General features: G+C 50.8%; 16 protein-coding genes. 2 read left to right on the forward strand and 14 right to left on the reverse strand.

What is annotated here, in order from left to right; all coding sequences use genetic code 11:
- Position 1 precedes the first annotated feature (1 nt).
- The 12 genes from ACMXD4_RS14090 to ACMXD4_RS14145 form a co-directional block, all read right to left on the reverse strand.
- Positions 2-961, reverse strand: a complete 960-nt coding sequence (locus tag ACMXD4_RS14090; RefSeq protein WP_415878510.1) for an acetylxylan esterase — start codon at positions 959-961, stop codon at positions 2-4.
- A gap of 167 nt (positions 962-1,128) precedes the next feature.
- Complete coding sequence (locus ACMXD4_RS14095) at positions 1,129-1,434, reverse strand: integration host factor subunit beta (RefSeq protein ID WP_415880832.1); 306 nt, start codon at positions 1,432-1,434, stop codon at positions 1,129-1,131.
- Positions 1,435-1,500: 66 nt separating this feature from the next.
- Positions 1,501-3,162 (reverse strand): 30S ribosomal protein S1, encoded by a 1,662-nt coding sequence (gene rpsA, locus ACMXD4_RS14100; RefSeq protein WP_033158077.1) that lies wholly within the window; start codon positions 3,160-3,162, stop codon positions 1,501-1,503.
- Positions 3,163-3,252: 90 nt separating this feature from the next.
- Entirely contained in the window at positions 3,253-3,915 is a 663-nt protein-coding gene (gene cmk / locus ACMXD4_RS14105; RefSeq protein ID WP_171694942.1) for a (d)CMP kinase, read from the reverse strand.
- Between the two features lies 1 nt (position 3,916).
- The gene (gene aroA, locus ACMXD4_RS14110) at positions 3,917-5,233 is read right to left on the reverse strand and encodes a 3-phosphoshikimate 1-carboxyvinyltransferase (protein ID WP_171694941.1); all 1,317 of its coding nucleotides are present in this window, start codon (positions 5,231-5,233) and stop codon (positions 3,917-3,919) included.
- Positions 5,234-5,243: 10 nt separating this feature from the next.
- Positions 5,244-6,119 (reverse strand): prephenate dehydrogenase, encoded by an 876-nt coding sequence (locus ACMXD4_RS14115; protein WP_033158080.1) that lies wholly within the window; start codon positions 6,117-6,119, stop codon positions 5,244-5,246.
- Complete coding sequence (gene hisC, locus ACMXD4_RS14120) at positions 6,112-7,215, reverse strand: histidinol-phosphate transaminase (RefSeq protein ID WP_033158081.1); 1,104 nt, start codon at positions 7,213-7,215, stop codon at positions 6,112-6,114. The genes ACMXD4_RS14115 and hisC overlap by 8 nt, the downstream gene beginning before the upstream one ends.
- Before the next feature lie 11 nt (positions 7,216-7,226).
- Complete coding sequence (gene pheA, locus ACMXD4_RS14125) at positions 7,227-8,312, reverse strand: prephenate dehydratase (protein ID WP_033158082.1); 1,086 nt, start codon at positions 8,310-8,312, stop codon at positions 7,227-7,229.
- A gap of 10 nt (positions 8,313-8,322) precedes the next feature.
- Complete coding sequence (gene serC, locus ACMXD4_RS14130; protein ID WP_415878511.1) at positions 8,323-9,402, reverse strand: 3-phosphoserine/phosphohydroxythreonine transaminase; 1,080 nt, start codon at positions 9,400-9,402, stop codon at positions 8,323-8,325.
- A gap of 2 nt (positions 9,403-9,404) precedes the next feature.
- On the reverse strand, positions 9,405-12,020 hold the full coding sequence (gyrA, locus tag ACMXD4_RS14135) for a DNA gyrase subunit A (RefSeq protein WP_415878512.1): 2,616 nt from the start codon (positions 12,018-12,020) through the stop codon (positions 9,405-9,407).
- A gap of 126 nt (positions 12,021-12,146) precedes the next feature.
- On the reverse strand, positions 12,147-12,866 hold the full coding sequence (locus ACMXD4_RS14140) for a dienelactone hydrolase family protein (RefSeq protein ID WP_415878513.1): 720 nt from the start codon (positions 12,864-12,866) through the stop codon (positions 12,147-12,149).
- Positions 12,867-12,888: 22 nt separating this feature from the next.
- A complete protein-coding gene (locus ACMXD4_RS14145; RefSeq protein ID WP_205454040.1) occupies positions 12,889-13,371 on the reverse strand; it encodes a low molecular weight protein-tyrosine-phosphatase in 483 nt (160 codons plus the stop codon).
- 125 nt (positions 13,372-13,496) lie between these two features.
- Between ACMXD4_RS14145 and ACMXD4_RS14150 the strand changes: the two genes are divergently transcribed.
- Both ACMXD4_RS14150 and ACMXD4_RS14155 read left to right on the forward strand, forming a co-directional pair.
- On the forward strand, positions 13,497-15,248 hold the full coding sequence (locus ACMXD4_RS14150; protein ID WP_033158087.1) for a methyl-accepting chemotaxis protein: 1,752 nt from the start codon (positions 13,497-13,499) through the stop codon (positions 15,246-15,248).
- 145 nt (positions 15,249-15,393) lie between these two features.
- A complete protein-coding gene (locus ACMXD4_RS14155; RefSeq protein ID WP_101055516.1) occupies positions 15,394-16,224 on the forward strand; it encodes an HDOD domain-containing protein in 831 nt (276 codons plus the stop codon).
- 115 nt (positions 16,225-16,339) lie between these two features.
- On the opposite strand, the gene ACMXD4_RS14160 is transcribed toward ACMXD4_RS14155, so the two are convergent.
- Positions 16,340-16,984 (reverse strand): response regulator transcription factor, encoded by a 645-nt coding sequence (locus ACMXD4_RS14160; protein WP_033158089.1) that lies wholly within the window; start codon positions 16,982-16,984, stop codon positions 16,340-16,342.
- The gene (locus ACMXD4_RS14165) at positions 16,981-18,294 is read right to left on the reverse strand and encodes a histidine kinase (protein WP_171694939.1); all 1,314 of its coding nucleotides are present in this window, start codon (positions 18,292-18,294) and stop codon (positions 16,981-16,983) included. The genes ACMXD4_RS14160 and ACMXD4_RS14165 overlap by 4 nt, the downstream gene beginning before the upstream one ends.
- Positions 18,295-18,328: the final 34 nt, after the last annotated feature.

The following is an 18,328-nucleotide window of genomic DNA, read 5'->3' on the forward strand; positions in this document are numbered from 1 at the left end:
TCTAAAGCGACGATTCCCCAAAAAAATTTTGCAGCTCCGCAATCAACTGCCGCTCCTGATCATGTTGGCGCGGATAATCAAAATGCCCCGCATCCAATATAAACAAATGTTTGTCCGCGGCCCAAGCGTTGTAGATTGCAAATTGTCCGGGAGGGGCTACAACCGGATCGAATAACGCGGCGGCGACATGCAAGGGCTGTAATGCATAACGCGCGGAAACCGCGGCATCATAGTAGGCTAATGTGTCAAAAACATTATGGTGAGATTGACTATACGCTTTCAAAGCCGCGGCACTGCCGCTGGTAGGCAAGCTTAAACGCAAAGGTTGGTTGCCGAAGGTGGGCACATTCAAGTGAACTCGCTTGATCCTGGCGTCCCAGGGCGCGGCCAGCGCTCCGATTCCGCCACCAAAGCTAATGCCCATGTAGCCGATCTTATCCACGCTTGCTGGATAACGTTCGGCCAAAACGGTTACAGCCAGCCAGAGATCTTCTACACATCCGCCGATCACGTAATGATCAGGATCATCAATGCCTTGCACGACATGTTGATTGGGTTGTTCCGGCAAACGCTCGCAGCGGCTGCGAGATATGCCGCGAAAACAAGGAAAAAGCAAGGCGGCACCCGGTATGTTCAGATGAAAATCGGGTTGCTCTCTGCCGCCATAACCATGGCCGACCACTATGCTCCGGGTAATGGGTTGGGCATCCGGCTCAAGTAGCCAGCCGGCTATCTGAAAATCATCGGTAGACTGGTAGCTTATGTCATAAACCCGGTAGCCCGCGCGCTGGCATTGGTAATTCAGAGAAAATTGCGGAGAGACCGCTAAGGCTTTTTGATATTTATCCCGCCAAAACCGACAGAAATCGGCAGGCTCTTGCGGTGCGGGAACACTTAACAGATCGTCGAGACTGTAGCCATAGCCAGGATCATAGCTGTAATAATGATCAAATAAGCTCACGGGCTACCGGCCTGATTAAATTCTAGCTAGATCCTGTATTAAGGGTCTATTTAGCAATGGGGCAAAAATTTTAAGCGGCGGACACTGCCGCCACTAGAAAATCATCTAAAGTACAACACCATCCCTAACATGGGAGGGCGTCGCTATTGTTGGTTTACAAGCTATCGTCAATCGACGATTTTGTATTTTTCCTTGGAAGCATCAACCATATCCCGTAACTCCTTTCCCGGTTTAAAATGCGGCACATGCTTTTCTGTTAAGGACACTGAATCGCCGGTCTTGGGGTTACGTCCCAGTCGTGCAGAACGATGGTGTAACGAAAAACTGCCAAAACCTCTAATTTCTATCCTATCGCCACTTGCCAACGTATCGCTCAAGTGATCAACAACGCATCTAACTGCCAATTCAACATCTTTAAGCGCGAGATGAGGCTGTTTTCGTGCCAGCATCTCTATCAATTCTGATTTCGTCACATCCAGCCCTGAATAATCAAAAAAGGGTGGCATGAGCTAGTCATGCCACCCTTGGAGATGGTTTTACTACTTGTCCATTTGTTTAAAGATATCGCCTAATGTGGCTGTGCCAGCATTTTGTGACGAGTAATCTTTAATAGCATTAGACTCTTCTTCGACATCTTTCGCTTTGATAGACAAAGAAATAGATTTAGTCTTTTTGTCAACACCGACAAATTTAGCTTCGATTTCTTCGCCTTCTTTCAACAAAGTACGCGCATCTTCGACGCGGTCACGTTGGATTTCGGAAGCGCGCAGATAGCCTTCAACGTTATCGGCCAAGGTCACCACTGCACCTTTAGCATCGATTTCCTTGATGACGCCTTTAACTAAGCTGCCTTTTTCATGCACAGCAATGTAGTTTTGGAAAGGATCTTGCTCGAGTTGTTTGATACCCAAGGAGATACGTTCGCGCTCGGAATCAACAGCCAAGATAACGGTTTCAACTTCGTCACCTTTTTTGTAATTGCGAATCGCTTCTTCGTCGTTCTCGTTCCAGGAAATATCGGACATGTGAACCAGGCCGTCGATGCCACCATCCAGACCGATGAAGATACCGAAATCAGTGATGGATTTAATTTTGCCGGAGATTTTGTCGCCTTTGTTGTGCGTGGCGGCAAATTCATCCCAAGGGTTGGAACGGCATTGTTTCATGCCCAGTGAAATACGACGACGTTCTTCGTCGATTTCCAGAACCATAACTTCAACTTCGTCGCCCAATTGAACAACTTTAGACGGATTAACGTTTTTGTTGGTCCAGTCCATTTCGGAAACGTGTACCAAGCCTTCGACGCCTTCTTCGATTTCCACAAAGCAGCCGTAGTCGGTCAGGTTGTTGACCTTACCGAACACGCGAGTGCCGGCTGGGTAACGACGAGCGATGTTTTGCCATGGATCTTCATCCATTTGTTTCATGCCCAACGAGACGCGGGTTTTGTCTTTGTCGAATTTCAGGACTTTAACTTTAACTTCCTGACCGATCTCTACGCACTCGGATGGGTGACGTACACGGCGCCATGCCATATCGGTAATGTGCAGCAGACCGTCGACGCCGCCCAGATCGATAAACGCACCGTAATCGGTGAGGTTTTTAACGATACCGGTAACAATCGCGCCGTCTTGCAGCGTTTTAACCAACTCTTCGCGTTCTGCGCTGTATTCACTTTCGACGACCGCACGACGTGACAACACAACGTTGTTACGTTTTTGGTCGATTTTGATGACTTTAAATTCCAGATCGCGGTTTTCCAGGAAAGCGGTATCGCGGATAGGACGAACGTCTACCAGAGAGCCTGGCAAGAAGGCGCGCAACGCACCGACCGCAACAGTGAAACCGCCACGTACTTTGCCGTTGATACGGCCGACAATGGTTTCTTGCGTTTCAAAGGCTTTTTCCAGTTCTGCCCAAGCTTTACTTTTCTTGGCTTTATCACGGGAAAGAAGAGTGGCGCCCAGGCCATCTTCGAATAAATCGAGAGCTACCTCAATTTCGTCGCCTACATTGACCTCAAGGTCGCCGTCGGCATTCAGAAATTGCCATTTAGGAATGACCCCTTCTGATTTGGCTTGCGTGCTGACGATAACAAATTCGTTTTCGATATCAACAACGGTACCAATTAGCATTGCGCCAGGACGCATTTCCGTCTTGGCATAACTCTCTTCAAACAACTCTGCAAAGCTTTCGCCCATCTCTACTTTCCCAAACTTGCTAAGACTCAAGCAAGCTTTCTCTTCTCTGAAATTAAAATAAAGCCACCGATAACAATTCGGTAACCACCACTAGTCTGAATTGACTAAATTTACCACCTGATCAATCACTTGCTGAATAGTCAAACTGGATGAATCGATGTAATGCGCACCTTCCGGCACGGTGAGCGGAGCCGTAGCTCGCTGCTGATCGCGAAAATCGCGTTCTTCTATTTCCCGAGTGATTTGAGCAAGGTTAGCATCAATTCCCTTTTCAATCAACTGTTTATATCGCCTAAGCGCCCTTTCCTCCGCGCTGGCGGTTAAATAAACCTTGATTTTGGCGTCCTGAAATACGACGCTACCCATGTCTCGACCATCGGCGACCAAGCCTGGAAGTCTTTGAAAATCCTTTTGTTTTTGCAATAACACTGCCCTTACTTCCGGATACGCGGCAATCACGGACGCAGTATTGCCGGTGGTTTCGGTGCCCAATTGACTGGTAATGTCGATGCCATCAAGCTTAACGATCAACTCGTCGCCGCAATCGAATTCTAACGACATGGCTTCAGCGACTCGGCAAATAGCGGTTACGTCCGATAACTCAAGACCCGATTTTAAAACCGCAACAGCTAACGAGCGATAAATCGAGCCGCTATCCAGATAATTCCAACCCAAAAGTTTCGCGACGGCGCGGCTGACCGTGCCTTTACCTGCGCCACTGGGACCATCTATCGTCAATACGGGTACTTGCATCTTAAAAACTCGTTAATGCCAAACCCAGTTTGGTGGCCAAATCGCGGAATTCCGGAAACGATGTATTCACATTCGCACAGTCATTGATCGTGATCTGACCACTCGCCCGCAAGCCGGCAATCGAAAACGACATAGCAATGCGGTGATCGCCATGCGATTCCACTTCGCCAGTACCAATATGCCCGCCGCCGTTAATCACCATGCCGTCCTTGGTGGGCTGCGCATCGACACCGAGAATTTGCAAACCGTCAGCCATCACTTGAATACGGTCGGATTCCTTGACCCTTAATTCTTCGGCGCCAGTCAATACGGTTTGACCTTCCGCACAAGCAGCGGCCACGAACAAGACTGGAAACTCGTCGATGGCCAGCGGCACCAAATGCTCGGGGATGTTGATGCCTTTCAACTGTGCCGAACGCACACGCAAATCGGCTACGGGTTCACCGCCGACTTCTCTCTCGTTCAATACTTCGATATTCGCCCCCATTAAACGCAAAATATCGATGATACCGGTGCGGGTTGGGTTGATCCCTACGTGACGCAAAGTCACATCGGAATCCGGGGCGATACTGGCACCGACCAGAAAGAACGCCGCCGAGGAAATATCGCTGGGTACATCAATGCGCGCGGCAGTCAATTTGCCTTGATTGGTAATACGGGCTGTGCTGCCTTCGCGGATGACTGGATAACCAAATCCGTTCAACATCCGCTCGGTATGGTCGCGGGTCGGCGCTGGTTCGGTGACGCTGGTTTCACCTTCGGCATACATGCCCGCCAACAGCAAACAGGATTTGACCTGAGCGCTGGCGATAGGCATATCGTAATGAATGCCTTGCAATTTTCCGGCCTTGCCTTTGATATGCAGCGGCGCGGTGCCGTTTTCCTGGGTAACAATCTCGGCGCCCATCAGCGCCAACGGCACGGTGACGCGCTTCATCGGCCGCGATTCCAGCGACTTATCGCCAGTCAACACCACATCGAACGGCTGACCTGCCAACAGACCACTCAGCAGTCGCATTGAAGTACCGGAGTTGCCCAAATACAAAGGTTTCTCCGGCGCTTGCAAACCGTGCTTGCCAACGCCGTGTATCGTCACTTCGCCATTGACCGGCCCTTCGATTTTTACACCCATGGCCCGGAAAGCTTCCAAGGTAGAAATGGCATCTTCCGCGTTTAAAAAACCGGTGACGTGGGTGACACCTTCCGCCAGTGAACCCAGCATAATCGAACGGTGCGACATGGACTTATCACCCGGCACACGGATTTCGCCGCGCAAACTGCCGCCCGGCTGTACTTGAAAAGTAATGGTTTGTGACATGTTAATCTTCTTAGTCTTCTTGTTGATCGAGAAAACGCTGCCGGGCATTTCTGGCATACGTAAAGGTTTCGAACAATTGCGCAGACTTATCCTCAACCAGCAATTGTTCTATTTTGCTTAATTCCGCTTGAAACTGGCGAATCAAGGGCACGATTTCCTGCTTATTGGCCAGACAGATGTCCTGCCACATGGTCGGGTCGCTGGAGGCGATGCGACTGAAATCCCTGAAACCGCCGGCGGCATATTTGAATATCTCGCGCTGTTCGTCCTTGCGCCCCAACAAACCAACCAAGGCAAAGGCTAGGATATGCGGCAAGTGGCTAGTGGCAGCCAGCACGGTATCATGGTGTTCTACCGACATCACCGAAACGCTGGAGCCGATCTTTTCCCAAAATGTATGGATTTTCGCCAGCGCCAGCTTATCGGTGCCTTCTAGCGGCGTCAGGATCAGGCGGCGATTGACAAACAAATCGACGGTCGAAGCATCCACACCGCTGCGCTCGGCGCCGGCAATCGGGTGCGCAGGCACAAAATTGCTGGGTACGGTACCGAAAACTTCCGCCAATGCGGAAACCACGCTGCCCTTGGTGCTGCCTGCATCGCTGTAAATAGCATTCGAGTTCCAGTGCGGTTTAATTTGTTCGAAAATAGCCTTCATGCTACCGACCGGCGTGGCGACGATTACGCAATCGGTATTTTGCAATGCCGCAGCTATGTCGGTGTAAAACTGGTCGATGACACCGAGTTGCTTCGCCAATTGCATATTCGGCAGATTTTTCTCGCGGCCGTAGGCAACGACTTCACGACATAAGCCTTGGGCGCGCGCGGCCCTGGCAATAGAACCGCCGATCAAACCGATGCCGATGATGCACAGGCGGTTAAACACCGCTCAGCACCTCGCGCAACGCTTTTATGAATATGGCGTTTTCACGTTCCGTGCCGATACTGACACGCAGGTGGTTAGGCATTTCGTAATTGGCAACCGGCCTTACGATTACGCCCTTGCGCAGCAAGGCCTCGTAAATCGGCAAAGCCGGTTGTTTCACATCCACGGAAACGAAATTGCCGGACGAGGGAATCCAGGGTAAATCCAATTCCTTAAAAACATCAGTCAGTTGCGTCATACCGGCGTTGTTAAGAGCCACGGTCTGATTCAGGTAATCTGTGTCCCCCAGCGCGGCTTCCGCTGCGGCTAATGCCAGCATGCTGCAATTGAAAGGTTGGCGCACTCTGTTCAACAGATCGGCGATGTCAGGGGAGGAAATCCCGTAACCGATACGCAACCCCGCCAAGCCGTAGGCCTTGGAGAACGTGCGGGCAATAATCAGATTCGGATAACGATTCGGCCAAGCCAACGATTCGGTTCGCACGGCAGGATCGACAAACTCGTAATAAGCCTCGTCTAAGACGCACAGCACATGCGCTGGCAAATCAGCGATAAAGCTTTCCAGTTCGTTTTTATTCAGCAAAGTACCGGTTGGATTGTTGGGATTGGCAATAAACACGACTCGGGTTTTTGGACCGACTTGCGCCCGCATTGCCGCCAAATCATGCCCGTAATTTTTAGCCGGCACCACTTTGGCTTTGGCGCCGACGGCTTGCGTCAGAATTGGATATAACGCGAATGCGTGCTGGGAAAACACTACTTCCAGTTCCGGCGTAACGAAAGTCCGCATCACCAATTCCAGAATCTCGCTGGAACCGTTACCCAGGGTAATTTGCTCGGGCGCCACATTTAATTTGGCCGACAATTCGGCTTTCAATGTAAAACCGCTGCCGTCGGGATAACGGGTTAATTCGGGCAAGGTTGCTTGAATAGCCGCCGCGACTTTGGCGCCGGTGCCCAATGGATTTTCGTTGGAAGCCAGCTTGATGACTTCTGCGATACCCAGCTCGCGCTGCAATTCATCCACCGGTTTACCGGGCACATAAGGCACCAGCTGTTGAACGCCGGCAGTAGCAAGTTCTAAAAATTTGTTCATCGAATTAAAGATTAAATGACGGCTTTTGGATAAGAGCCGAGGATTTTCAACATTTTGACGTTGTTTTGCAGGGTTTCCAGAGCTTTGGCGACATCGGGATCGTCGCGATGACCATCGATATCGATAAAAAACACGTATTCCCACAAGCCCTGCCGCGATGGCCTGGACTCGATATGCGCCATGCTGATGCCGTATTCGGCAAACGGCCCCAAAATCTTATGCAAGGCGCCGGCTTGATTGCCGGTGGACACCAAAATGGAGGTTTTATCGAGCCCGGTGGATGCCGGTTGCTGTTTGCCGATGACGATAAAGCGCGTGGTATTGTTGGATTCATCCTCAATGTGTTGCTCGATGATGTTCAACTCATACAATTCGGCGGCCATCAGACCGGCTATCGCCGCTTTATTGTGGTCCAAAGACGCCAGCCTGGCGGCTTCGGCATTACTGCTGACCGCCGTGCATGGCACGCCAGGCAAATAGCTATTCAGCCATTGCCGACACTGCGCCAAGGATTGTTGATGGGAATAGACTTCGTTAATCGCCGCCAACGTGTCCATTTTACCGAGTAGGTTTTGATGCACCCGGATTTCGACTTCGCCGCAAATTTGCAAGGACGTGGTCATAAAACGGTCCAGCGTATGCGCTATTACGCCTTCTGTGGAATTTTCCACAGGCACCACGCCGAATTGACAATGACCGGTTTCCACCGCCAAAAAAATCTCCGGTATTGTCGCCACCGGAATACCCTTCACGGCGTGACCGAAATGTTTGAAGGTTGCTTGCTGGGTAAAGGTGCCAACCGGCCCCAAAAACGCCACTTCCAAGGGTTTTTCCAAAGCCAAACAAGCCGACATCAATTCCCGGAACAAATGCACCGAAGCATCGTCACTCAATGGACCAGGATTCAGCTCCTTGATTTTGCGCAACACCTGAGCTTCGCGATCGGCGCGGTAAAAACTGCCGGTTTCGCCTTCGGCCATTTTGGTTCTGGCTACTTCAATAGCACACTCCGCCCGCCGATTGATCAACTGCAATATTTGCTGATCAATCGCGTCGATTCGTTCGCGCAGCTCCGATAAAGGAATAATCGCCGTCATTTTGGATTGTTTAGTGAGTACGTTCGAACTCGACCATGAAATCGATCAAAGCGTCGACCCCGGCTTCCGGCATGGCGTTGTAAATACTGGCGCGCATACCGCCGACCGAACGGTGGCCTGCGAGCGTGCTAAGGCCGTTTTTCTCAGCCAACACCAAAAACTCTTTATCCAGCGCCGCGTCAGCCAACACGAAAGGCACGTTCATTCGGGAGCGGTAGTCTTTCACCACTGGATTGCTATAAAGACTTGATTCATCGATAGCTTGGTAAAGCTTGCCGGCTTTACGGATATTATGCTGCTCAATGGCTGCGATACCGCCTTGCTGTTTCAACCATTGCAGTACCAAACCCAACAGATACCAGTTATAAGTGGCAGGCGTGTTCAACATGGAGTCTGCTTTTGCCTGTTGCTGATAGTCGAACACCGCCGGCACGGTTTTCGGCGCCAAGCCGACCAAATCGTCGCGCACGATGACTACGGTCACGCCGGATGGCCCCATGTTTTTTTGTGTCCCGGCATAAATAATGCCATAGCGACTGACATCGACCGGACGCGACAAAATGTTCGAAGACATATCGCACACTAAGGGCAAATCCCCTGCGTCGGGAACTTCGGAAAATTCCACGCCGTGAATGGTTTCGTTAGAGGTGTAGTGCAGATAAGCGGCGTCTTTATCGATATTCCAGGTATCGAACGCTGGAATAGTAGTAAATTTTTCGGCTTCCGAGGTGGCAGCAAGCTGTACTTCGCAATATTTACCGGCTTCTTTGATGGCACTGGTAGACCAGGCGCCGGTGTTCACGTAACTGGCCTTGGTTTTGCCGTTGAGAATATTCTGCGGAATCATCGCGAACTGCGCGCTGGCACCGCCTTGCAGGAACAGCACTTTGTAATTAGCAGGAATACCGAGCAGTTCGATCAAATCGTTTTTCATCGCTTCGGCGATGGCCATGAAATGCTTACCGCGGTGGCTCATTTCCATCACCGACATGCCGCTATCTTGCCAATTCAACATCTCTTGTTGAGCTTGCAGCAGTACCGATTCCGGCAACATGGACGGACCGGCGCTAAAGTTGTAAATCCTTGCCATCGTTACTCCTCTTCTCCGCCTTGTTCGGCGCTGTCTGTTTCCACCACATCAACATCGTTTTCGTCAATATCGCCGTCCACATCGTCTTCATCGCCCAGACCATCGATACGATCAACACCAACGACTCTTTCGCCCTTATCCAGACGAATGACGGTAACACCTTGAGTATTTCTGCCGACGACGGAAATTTCCTTAACCCGCGTCCGCACCAGCGTACCGCCGTCGGTGATCAACATGATCTCGTCAGTATCGTTAACCAATACCGCGCCGACTACCGCACCATTCCTCTCGGAGGTTTGAATCGCGATTAAGCCCTGTCCGCCGCGCCTATGCTGGGTAAACTCTTCCAGCTTAGTGCGTTTGCCGTAACCGTTTTCGGTGATATTCAACACCGTGCCTTCGCTGGCGATGATTAAGGATATGACTTTTTGGCCTTCCTGCAGACGGATACCGCGTACGCCGGTAGCGGTCCTGCCCATGGAGCGCACATCGGTTTCGTTGAAGCACACGGCCTTGCCATCACTGCTGAACAACAACACGTTTTGCTGCCCGTCGGTAATCGCCACGCCCACTAAAGTGTCGTTTTCGTTTAGATCGATAGCGATTTTGCCGTTACTGCGCTGGCGTTCGAACTCGGGCAACGGGGTTTTCTTCACGGTACCCGATGATGTGGCCATGAAAATGTATTTATCCGCGCTATATTCACGGACCGGCAACATCGCATTGATCTTCTCGCCCTCTTCCAGCGGCAACAGATTCACAAACGGTTTGCCGCGGGATGCCCGGCTGGCGACCGGCAGATTAAACACCCGCAGCCAATAGACTTTACCCGCGGACGAGAAACACAAAATCGTATCGTGAGTATTAGCGATGATTAGTTTTTCGACGAAATCGTTTTCCTTAGTCGCTGTTGCCGACTTACCGCGGCCACCGCGACGCTGGGCTTTGTAATCGCTGAGCGGTTGGGTTTTTACGTAACCCTCGTGCGACATCGTTACCACCATATCTTCTTCGGTGATCAGATCCTCGGCAGACAGATTGGAATAATCCTGGACGATTTCGGTGCGGCGGGCATCGCCGTATTGAGTTTTGATCTCTTCCAGCTCTTCGCGGATCACTTCCATCAAACGCACATCGCTACCGAGAATATGCAGATATTCGTCGATCAGTTCCAGTAGTTGCTTGTATTCGTTGACGATTTTTTCTTGTTCCAAGCCGGTTAAGCGATGCAGACGCAAATCCAAAATAGCCTGCGCCTGATTTTCGGATAAGCGGTAAGAGCCGTCTACCAAGCCAAATTCGATAGATAAATCGTCCGGCCGCGAACGATCCGCATCGGCTCTATCCAGCAAGGCCGCGACCAAACCGGCATTCCAGGTTTGTGCCAGCAAACCCACTTTGGCTTCTTGCGGGCTGGGCGAGGATTTGATCAGCTCAATCATCTCGTCGATATTAGCCAATGCAACCGCCAAACCTTCCAGAATATGCGCCCTCTCCCGTGCCTTGCGCAGGTTATAAATGGTTCTGCGGGTGACGATCTCCCGCCGGTGGTCTACAAACGCTAAGAGAATGTCTTTCAGACCCATCAAATGCGGCCGACCGTCGTACAGCGCGACCATATTGATCCCAAACACGGTCTGCATTTGGGTTTGCTTGTACAGATTATTCAGTACCACATCCGGTACTTCGCCGCGCCGTAGTTCGATGACCATGCGCATGCCATCCTTGTCAGACTCGTCGCGCAAACCGGATATGCCATCCAGCTTGCCTTCCTTGACCAGTTCGGCGATTTTTTCCAACAAGCGGGCTTTGTTGACCTGATACGGCAATTCGGTGGTGATGATCGCCTGGCGACCACTATCGCCGATGTCTTCAAAATGGCTGCGGCCACGCAGGTAAATCCGGCCACGACCGGTGGCATAAGCCTCGAAGATACCTGAAGCGCCGTTAATAATGCCAGCGGTCGGAAAATCCGGTCCGGGCACGATTTGCATCAATTCCGGAATAGTCAGATCGGGATTTTCGATCAAGGCCAGACAAGCGCTGATAATCTCGCTGAGATTATGCGGCGGAATATTGGTCGCCATGCCAACCGCGATACCCGACGAGCCATTGACCAACAAGGTTGGCACCCGGGTTGGCATGACGGTGGGTTCGGATTCGGATTCGTCGTAGTTGGCAACGAAATCCACGGTTTCCTTGTCCAGGTCAGCGAGTAATTCATGGGCAATTTTCGCCATCCGCACTTCGGTATACCGCATCGCCGCCGGCGAATCGCCGTCCACCGAACCGAAGTTGCCTTGACCGTCAATTAACATGTACCGCAAAGAAAACGGCTGCGCCATCCGCACCATGGTGTCGTAAACCGCCGTATCGCCGTGCGGGTGGTATTTACCGATCACGTCACCGACGATACGCGCCGATTTTTTATAGGGTTTGTTCCAATCGTTTCCGAGCTCGTTCATCGCGTAAAGGACGCGACGGTGCACCGGCTTGAGGCCGTCTCTGACATCGGGGAGTGCCCTGCCGACGATGACGCTCATGGCGTAATCGAGGTAGGATTGTTTCATCTCGTCTTCGAGATTGACGGGGATAATTTCTTTAGCGAAGTCTGACATGGGTCCGTGGTTCCAGTGCAGTCGAAAGCTTATCGATCGACGGGTTAGCCTGAAGCATCAATTCCATTTAAGCATGGCTAACAGGTTTATAAAGCAGTCAATTATAGCAAACGCCACCCTCTGCCGTCAGGCAAAAATCTCGCTCAAAAAGTTTTGCATCGCCTGCCAAGACCGGCGATCAGCAACCGGCTGATAAACGGTACCAAAATCAGGATTATTAGCCACCGGGTTGGTAAAGGCGTGCATCGTATGCCCGTAGCTATGCAACTGCCAGTCCGCACCAGCCTTGGTTAATTCGTCTTGCAAGGCAAGTACTTGCTCAACGGAGGCCATAGGGTCGTCATAGCCATGCAACACCAGTACCTTAGCCTTAATTTGGGGGTTCGGGATATTTTCAGGCGCACCGAGCAAGCCATGAAATGACACTACTCCACGCATATCCACGCCGGTCCGCGCCAAATCCAGCGCGCATAAACCACCAAAACAAAAGCCTATCGCCGCAATCCTGGCGTTGTCGGCCCAAGGCATCAGCTTGACTGTGGATAGTGCCGCTTGTAAGCGCTGTTGCAATTTCGCCCTATCTTGTATGAAGGGTTGCATCAATTTGGCGTTTTGTTCGGGCGTCTTACCTAGGACGCCTTTGCCGTACATATCGGTAGCGAACGCCAAGTAACCCAATTCCGCCAACTTGAAGGCCTTGTCAGCCACAAACTGGTCTCGCCCACCCCAAGCATGATGGATCAACACCACCGGTCTCTGCCCGATAATCGCATCGTCGTAAGCAAAAAAACCTTCCAGCACCGTGTCGCGATCCAGGTAACTGACCGTATTCGAGATTATCGCCATGAGCTTTTTCCTACCCCGTTAATTACAGCTCGCCCGTTTGTTGTAATGCCTGCAAAAATCCCGCCGATGCCTCTTCGACCATATCCAGCACCCGCTCAAAACCATAACTGCCACCGTAGTAAGGGTCTGGCACTTCGCGTTGATTCAAGTGCGGTGCATAATCGAGAAAATGGCGAATTTTATGACTCAAATCAATCGGACAGGCTTCTTTTAGTACTGCGTGATTTTCGTCGTCCATGACCAGAATGTGATCGAACGCTTCGAAATCTGCGGACACAACTTTGCGCGCCCGCAGATGTTTCAATTCAACCCCTCTGTCGCGAGCAGCTTTTTGCGCGCGCAAATCGGGCGCATCGCCAACATGGTAGGCATGAGTACCCGCAGAGTCTATTTGAAAGCGCTCCGCCAGATTTCTTGTAGACACTAAATGAGAGAAAACGCCTTCCGCGGTGGGCGATCTACAAATGTTACCCATACACACAAACAAAACCTTGATTTTCCGCATAGTTGTTAAGTTTTTAGAATAGTTGACGCTAAATTGTAAGCTATACTCGGTTGGCATGTCTTCAGGGCGGTACTGGAAAGACAGTTAATACAAGAAATTTAAAGCGTATTTTAGGGGAGTTTCGGATGTTGATGATGAACTGGCATTCTGTAGGGGTAAAGGTGGTTTCTATCACCATGTCGGTGCTAACACTTTTAGGCATAGCCATCTTGGTTGTTTACTCAAGCTTTGAGAAACAAAAGCTGATTGACCGGGAAATCAAAGCCTCGCGGCAACTACTCACTTTGTCCGAATCAATCCGCGACAATGTCGTAAAAAAATGGGAAGCCGGCATCTACACGCCTGAGCAACTCATGCAATTGGTCGAACAAAAAGGTAGCTCTAAAGCCAGAGAACTGGTGATCGCCACCGTACCGACGGCCAATGCCTGGGATGTCATCGAAGCAGAAGCCAAAGAGCACGGCTTTCGTTTTAAAGCACCGTCTCTTAACCCCCGAAACCCCCGGAACGCAGCGGATGACATCGAGCGTCAAGCGCTGGAGTTTTTCAGAAGCAACCCGTCCGCCCAAGACTTCAGCTACGTAGACGAAGAAAAACAGGAAGTCCGCTATTTACGCCCGGTCAAATTAGTCAAACAATGCGAATTGTGCCATGGCGACCCCAAGACATCGCAAAGTCTCTGGAATAACGAAAAGGGCCAAGATTTACTGGGGTATCCGATGGAAAATCGCCACGCCGGCGACTTGCATGGTGCATTTGAGATCGTCACCCCATTTAGCGTGGCGCTAGCCGAGCTGAAGAATAATACCTTCTACGCTATCGGCTTCTTATGCATAACACTGATCATCATTGGTTTTACCGGCTACTTCACGATGAGCAAAATCATCATCGGTCCGCTGACAGCATTGGCTTTGAAACTGCAGGACATCGGTAGTGGCGAAGGCGACCTGCGGGCTCGCCTGGATGCGAGCGGCAAGTCGGAATTTGCCTGGATTGCATCGAGTTTTAATACCTTCGTGCGCAAAATAGCCAAAACCATCGACCAGATCAGCTCCACCAGCGAAAAACTGGCCAGCTCTTCCCATAAGCTTGCGAATATCACCCAATCGACTCAAGCCGGTGTTGAGCGGCAATTGCACGAAACCACGTTGGTGGCTAATGCCATGAAGCAAATGACATCGACGGTGCAAGAAGTCGCAAAAAATGCCGTTAGAGCATCGGAAGCCGCCGAAATCGCCGACCGTGAAGCGTCGTCAGGCAAAAACATCGTGAAAGATGCGGTACATGGCATCAACAGCTTGGCGTCTGAAGTGGAAAACGCCGCCAATGTGATACACGAACTGGAAAACGACAGTAACAGTATTGGCGAGGTATTAGGCGTGATTCAAGGTATTGCCGAGCAAACCAATTTGCTGGCACTGAACGCCGCCATAGAAGCCGCGAGGGCTGGCGAGCAAGGTCGTGGCTTCGCGGTAGTAGCGGATGAAGTGAGAACCTTGGCCAGCCGCACCCAAAACTCCACTTTGGAAATTCAAAAAACCATCGAACGCTTGCAGGACCGCGCGAAACAGGCCGTGGCCGTGATGGAAAACGGTAGAAGCCGCGCCAACTCCAGCGTAGAGCAAGCCGCATCCGCCGGAGGTTCGATAACCACTATCAGTGAACGTATCGATACCATTAACGATATGAATAATCAGATAGCCAGCGCGGCCGAGGAGCAAACCGCTGTAGCCGAGGAAATCAATCGCAACATCAGCAATATCAGCCGGGTATCCGAAGAGACTTCGATTGGCGCGAAAAATACGGCGGATGCCTGCCACGAATTACTTGACCTGGCGAATCAGTTACGCTCCATGGTTGGAAACTTTAAGACCTAGCTAAACCGCTATCCGCTTGGCCCGGCGTAACCTGGATTCAGGCGGCGCCGGGCCCTGAACCGGTTTAAATTTATAAGGTTTGTTCGCCGAGGCTGGCTATAATTCTCTAAAAATAATTACAGTTTCGTAGCTTAAGGATGAAGACATGCCCACAAAAATGAACCAACTGTTCGATGAAATCCACAAAATTCCGCAAGTACCCGAAGTCGTCAGATCCCTCATCAATCAGCTAAACAATCCCAACGCGGATATGCTCGACATAGCCAAAAACGTGGAAAAAGAGCAGGTGATTGTTTTAAAAATCCTGCGTTTGGTCAACTCCGCGCATTTTGGTTTATCCCGTAAAATTGGCTCAATAGATGAAGCCATCACCTTGCTGGGCATGAACCAGCTGAAAACCTTGGTGATCGCATCCGGGATTGTCGGTGTGGTACCGCAATTGGATAATTTCGATGTCAAACAAAGCTGGCGGAATAGTTTTCGCACAGCAGGTTATGCAAGATGGTTCGCGGCCCAAGCGGGCCTGGCAGCCGACATCGCCTATACTGCCGGGCTAATCAGCAATCTGGGCAACCTGCTCATTCACATTGGCAGTCCCCGTGAAGCCAACGAAATTGATCAGCATGTGAAAAACGGCAACGTCAGATTGGAAATTGAAAAAAGGCGCTTGGGCTATACCAGCCCGGCAGTCTGCGCGGAGCTTTGCCGTCGCTGGAAATTTGCTGACGAATTAGTCGAAACCATCGAGCAATCGGCGGAACCTTTGGCTGCGGAGACGCCTAACAAGTTAGCTTGCACAGTTTTCCTCGCCCATGCAATCAGCGATTACCAAGATCAGGGTTTGGATGAAAATCAGATTTTAGCCTCGTTACCCAATCAATTAACCGCACTTTTAGGCCTATCGGAGCAACTTCTTAAGGAAAAACTGCCGGATGTTCTAGCGGCTAAATCTGAACTCGACGGCCTTCTGGATTAAGAAACATAATTTTCAATAATCGTTCAGACGAATTTATTTGCCTGAACGATTGCCACACCAGTCTCGCTATTTAAGCCCCCGCCTCATAGAGTCCACCGCACCCTAAAACCCAGTATCAGCGCGCCGTCATCCCCAAATTGACCGCAATATGAGCAAGCTCGGTGGTAGTGTCCACCTGGAGCTTTTTCTTGATTTGCGTGGCGTAGTTCGCCACGGTTTTATGACCCAAACACAGTTGATCGGCGATCTTATGCACCGTCAACCCTTGGGCAAGCAAGCTAAATACATCGAACTCGCGTGCAGAAAAACCGGCGATTATCGCGTGATAACCGGTGTGCTGGCGTTCTTCACCGCCCCCCTTGACCAAACCGCGCTCGACATACTGTTGACCAGCCATAATTGCCGCTATCGCTTCGGCAAGAATACCGGGAGCGCTATTTTTGGTGATATAGCCCTGCGCGCCGGCTGCCAATGCCCGGCTGACATAAACTTGTTCATGATGCACACTAAAAACTAAAATTCTTGCCTCACTATCGCGCTGAATGATCCGCCGAATAGTTTCCAAACCGCCAATCCCCGGCATGGACAAATCCATCACCAACATATCGGGCTGTAATTCTTGATAAAGCTGAATAGCCTGTTCACCACGCTCGGCTTCGCCGATAACTTCGACACTATCCCCGGCAGCCAACAGCATTTTAAAACCAGCCCGCACCACCAGGTGGTCATCCACCAACACGATTTTTATCTTGTTATTCATACGAGTGGGATTCGCGCATTAACCAACATACCTGAACCAGGGCGAGACAACACCTGCAATTCGCCGTCCAGCGACTTGATACGTTCTTTTATACCCAGCAAACCAAAGCCTTGACTGGTAGTCTGCAAATCGCAGCCGCGTCCGTCATCCTGCACTTTAAGTTGCAAACATGCCTGGGGGAGATCCAGCTTATCCAAGTCAATTGTCACGCTATGGGCTTGTGCATGGCGCACCACGTTAGTCAAACACTCCTGAATCACCCGAAACACTTGAATAGTCAGATTTTTATCCAAACCATCCACTGCGTCGCTACAACGAATCGTCAGACGCAGGTCGGCATTGCGTTCCGACCAATGATTAACCATCTCTTCCAAAGTGGCCTTCAATCCTAATTCGGTCAAGACCAGAGGATGCAATTGCTGCATCATCGAACGCACCACAGTCATTAAGTGATCGCAAATTTCCGCGATTGTTGCGGTTATTTTAGCCGCGTCGGCTTTACGATGCGCTGCCGTAACCGCCATCACTTTGATAGCCGTCAGGGATTGGCCAAATTCGTCATGCAATTCCTGAGACAGGCGTTGGCGCTCTTCTTCCTGAATGGCTAGCGAATGCTGTGTCAATGCGCGATTTTCCTGGCGGGTTTTTTCCAATTCAACCGTCATATGATTGATTGCCTTGGCAATATCATCGAATTCCTGCGTGGAAAATGGCGGCAATTGTTGCCGATATTGGCCGGTTTCGATCAGGCGCAAGGCGTCCACGATGACCGCAATCGATTGCAAAGACTTATTAAATACCAGATTGACCGCCAGAAAAGTCAACATAGTCAACAAGGAAATCGACGCAAAAAACGCCACGCTTTCCTGCCAGACTTCAGTGATTTCATCGAGCGGCTGAGCCTGAATAATCAGCGTCAATAACTTGCCGTCCTGCATGTTCAGCTGATGCTCGACTTTGGGATAGTCGCCCTTCACCAAGCGGATAAACCAACTAGGCGGCATTTCTTCGGGATTGGTCGGTTGATTTTCGCCGGCGAAATGGATTAACTGTCCGTCCGGCTTTTGCAATTGAATGCTCAAATGCCGCGTTTGCCGCAAGGCGCTGAAGCGGGATAAATCGTCGCTTTGTTGAAATACCGGGGTATCGGTGATGCCCAAGGTGATCAGCTGCAAGGCCAGATGAATCGAGGCATCCACCTCCTTCTCGACCGCTTGGCGGGCTTGCCAGACCGCAATCGCCCCGCCCAATACCAAAATACAAACCGAAGACAGCAGGATGCGACAGATAATCTGGTAGCGAAGGCTCATAACGTGGAGTGCGTTGAAAACCCTCTATTATCCC

It is taken from the genome of Methylomonas sp. TEB, from assembly GCF_047777895.1.
GTDB lineage: Bacteria > Pseudomonadota > Gammaproteobacteria > Methylococcales > Methylomonadaceae > Methylomonas.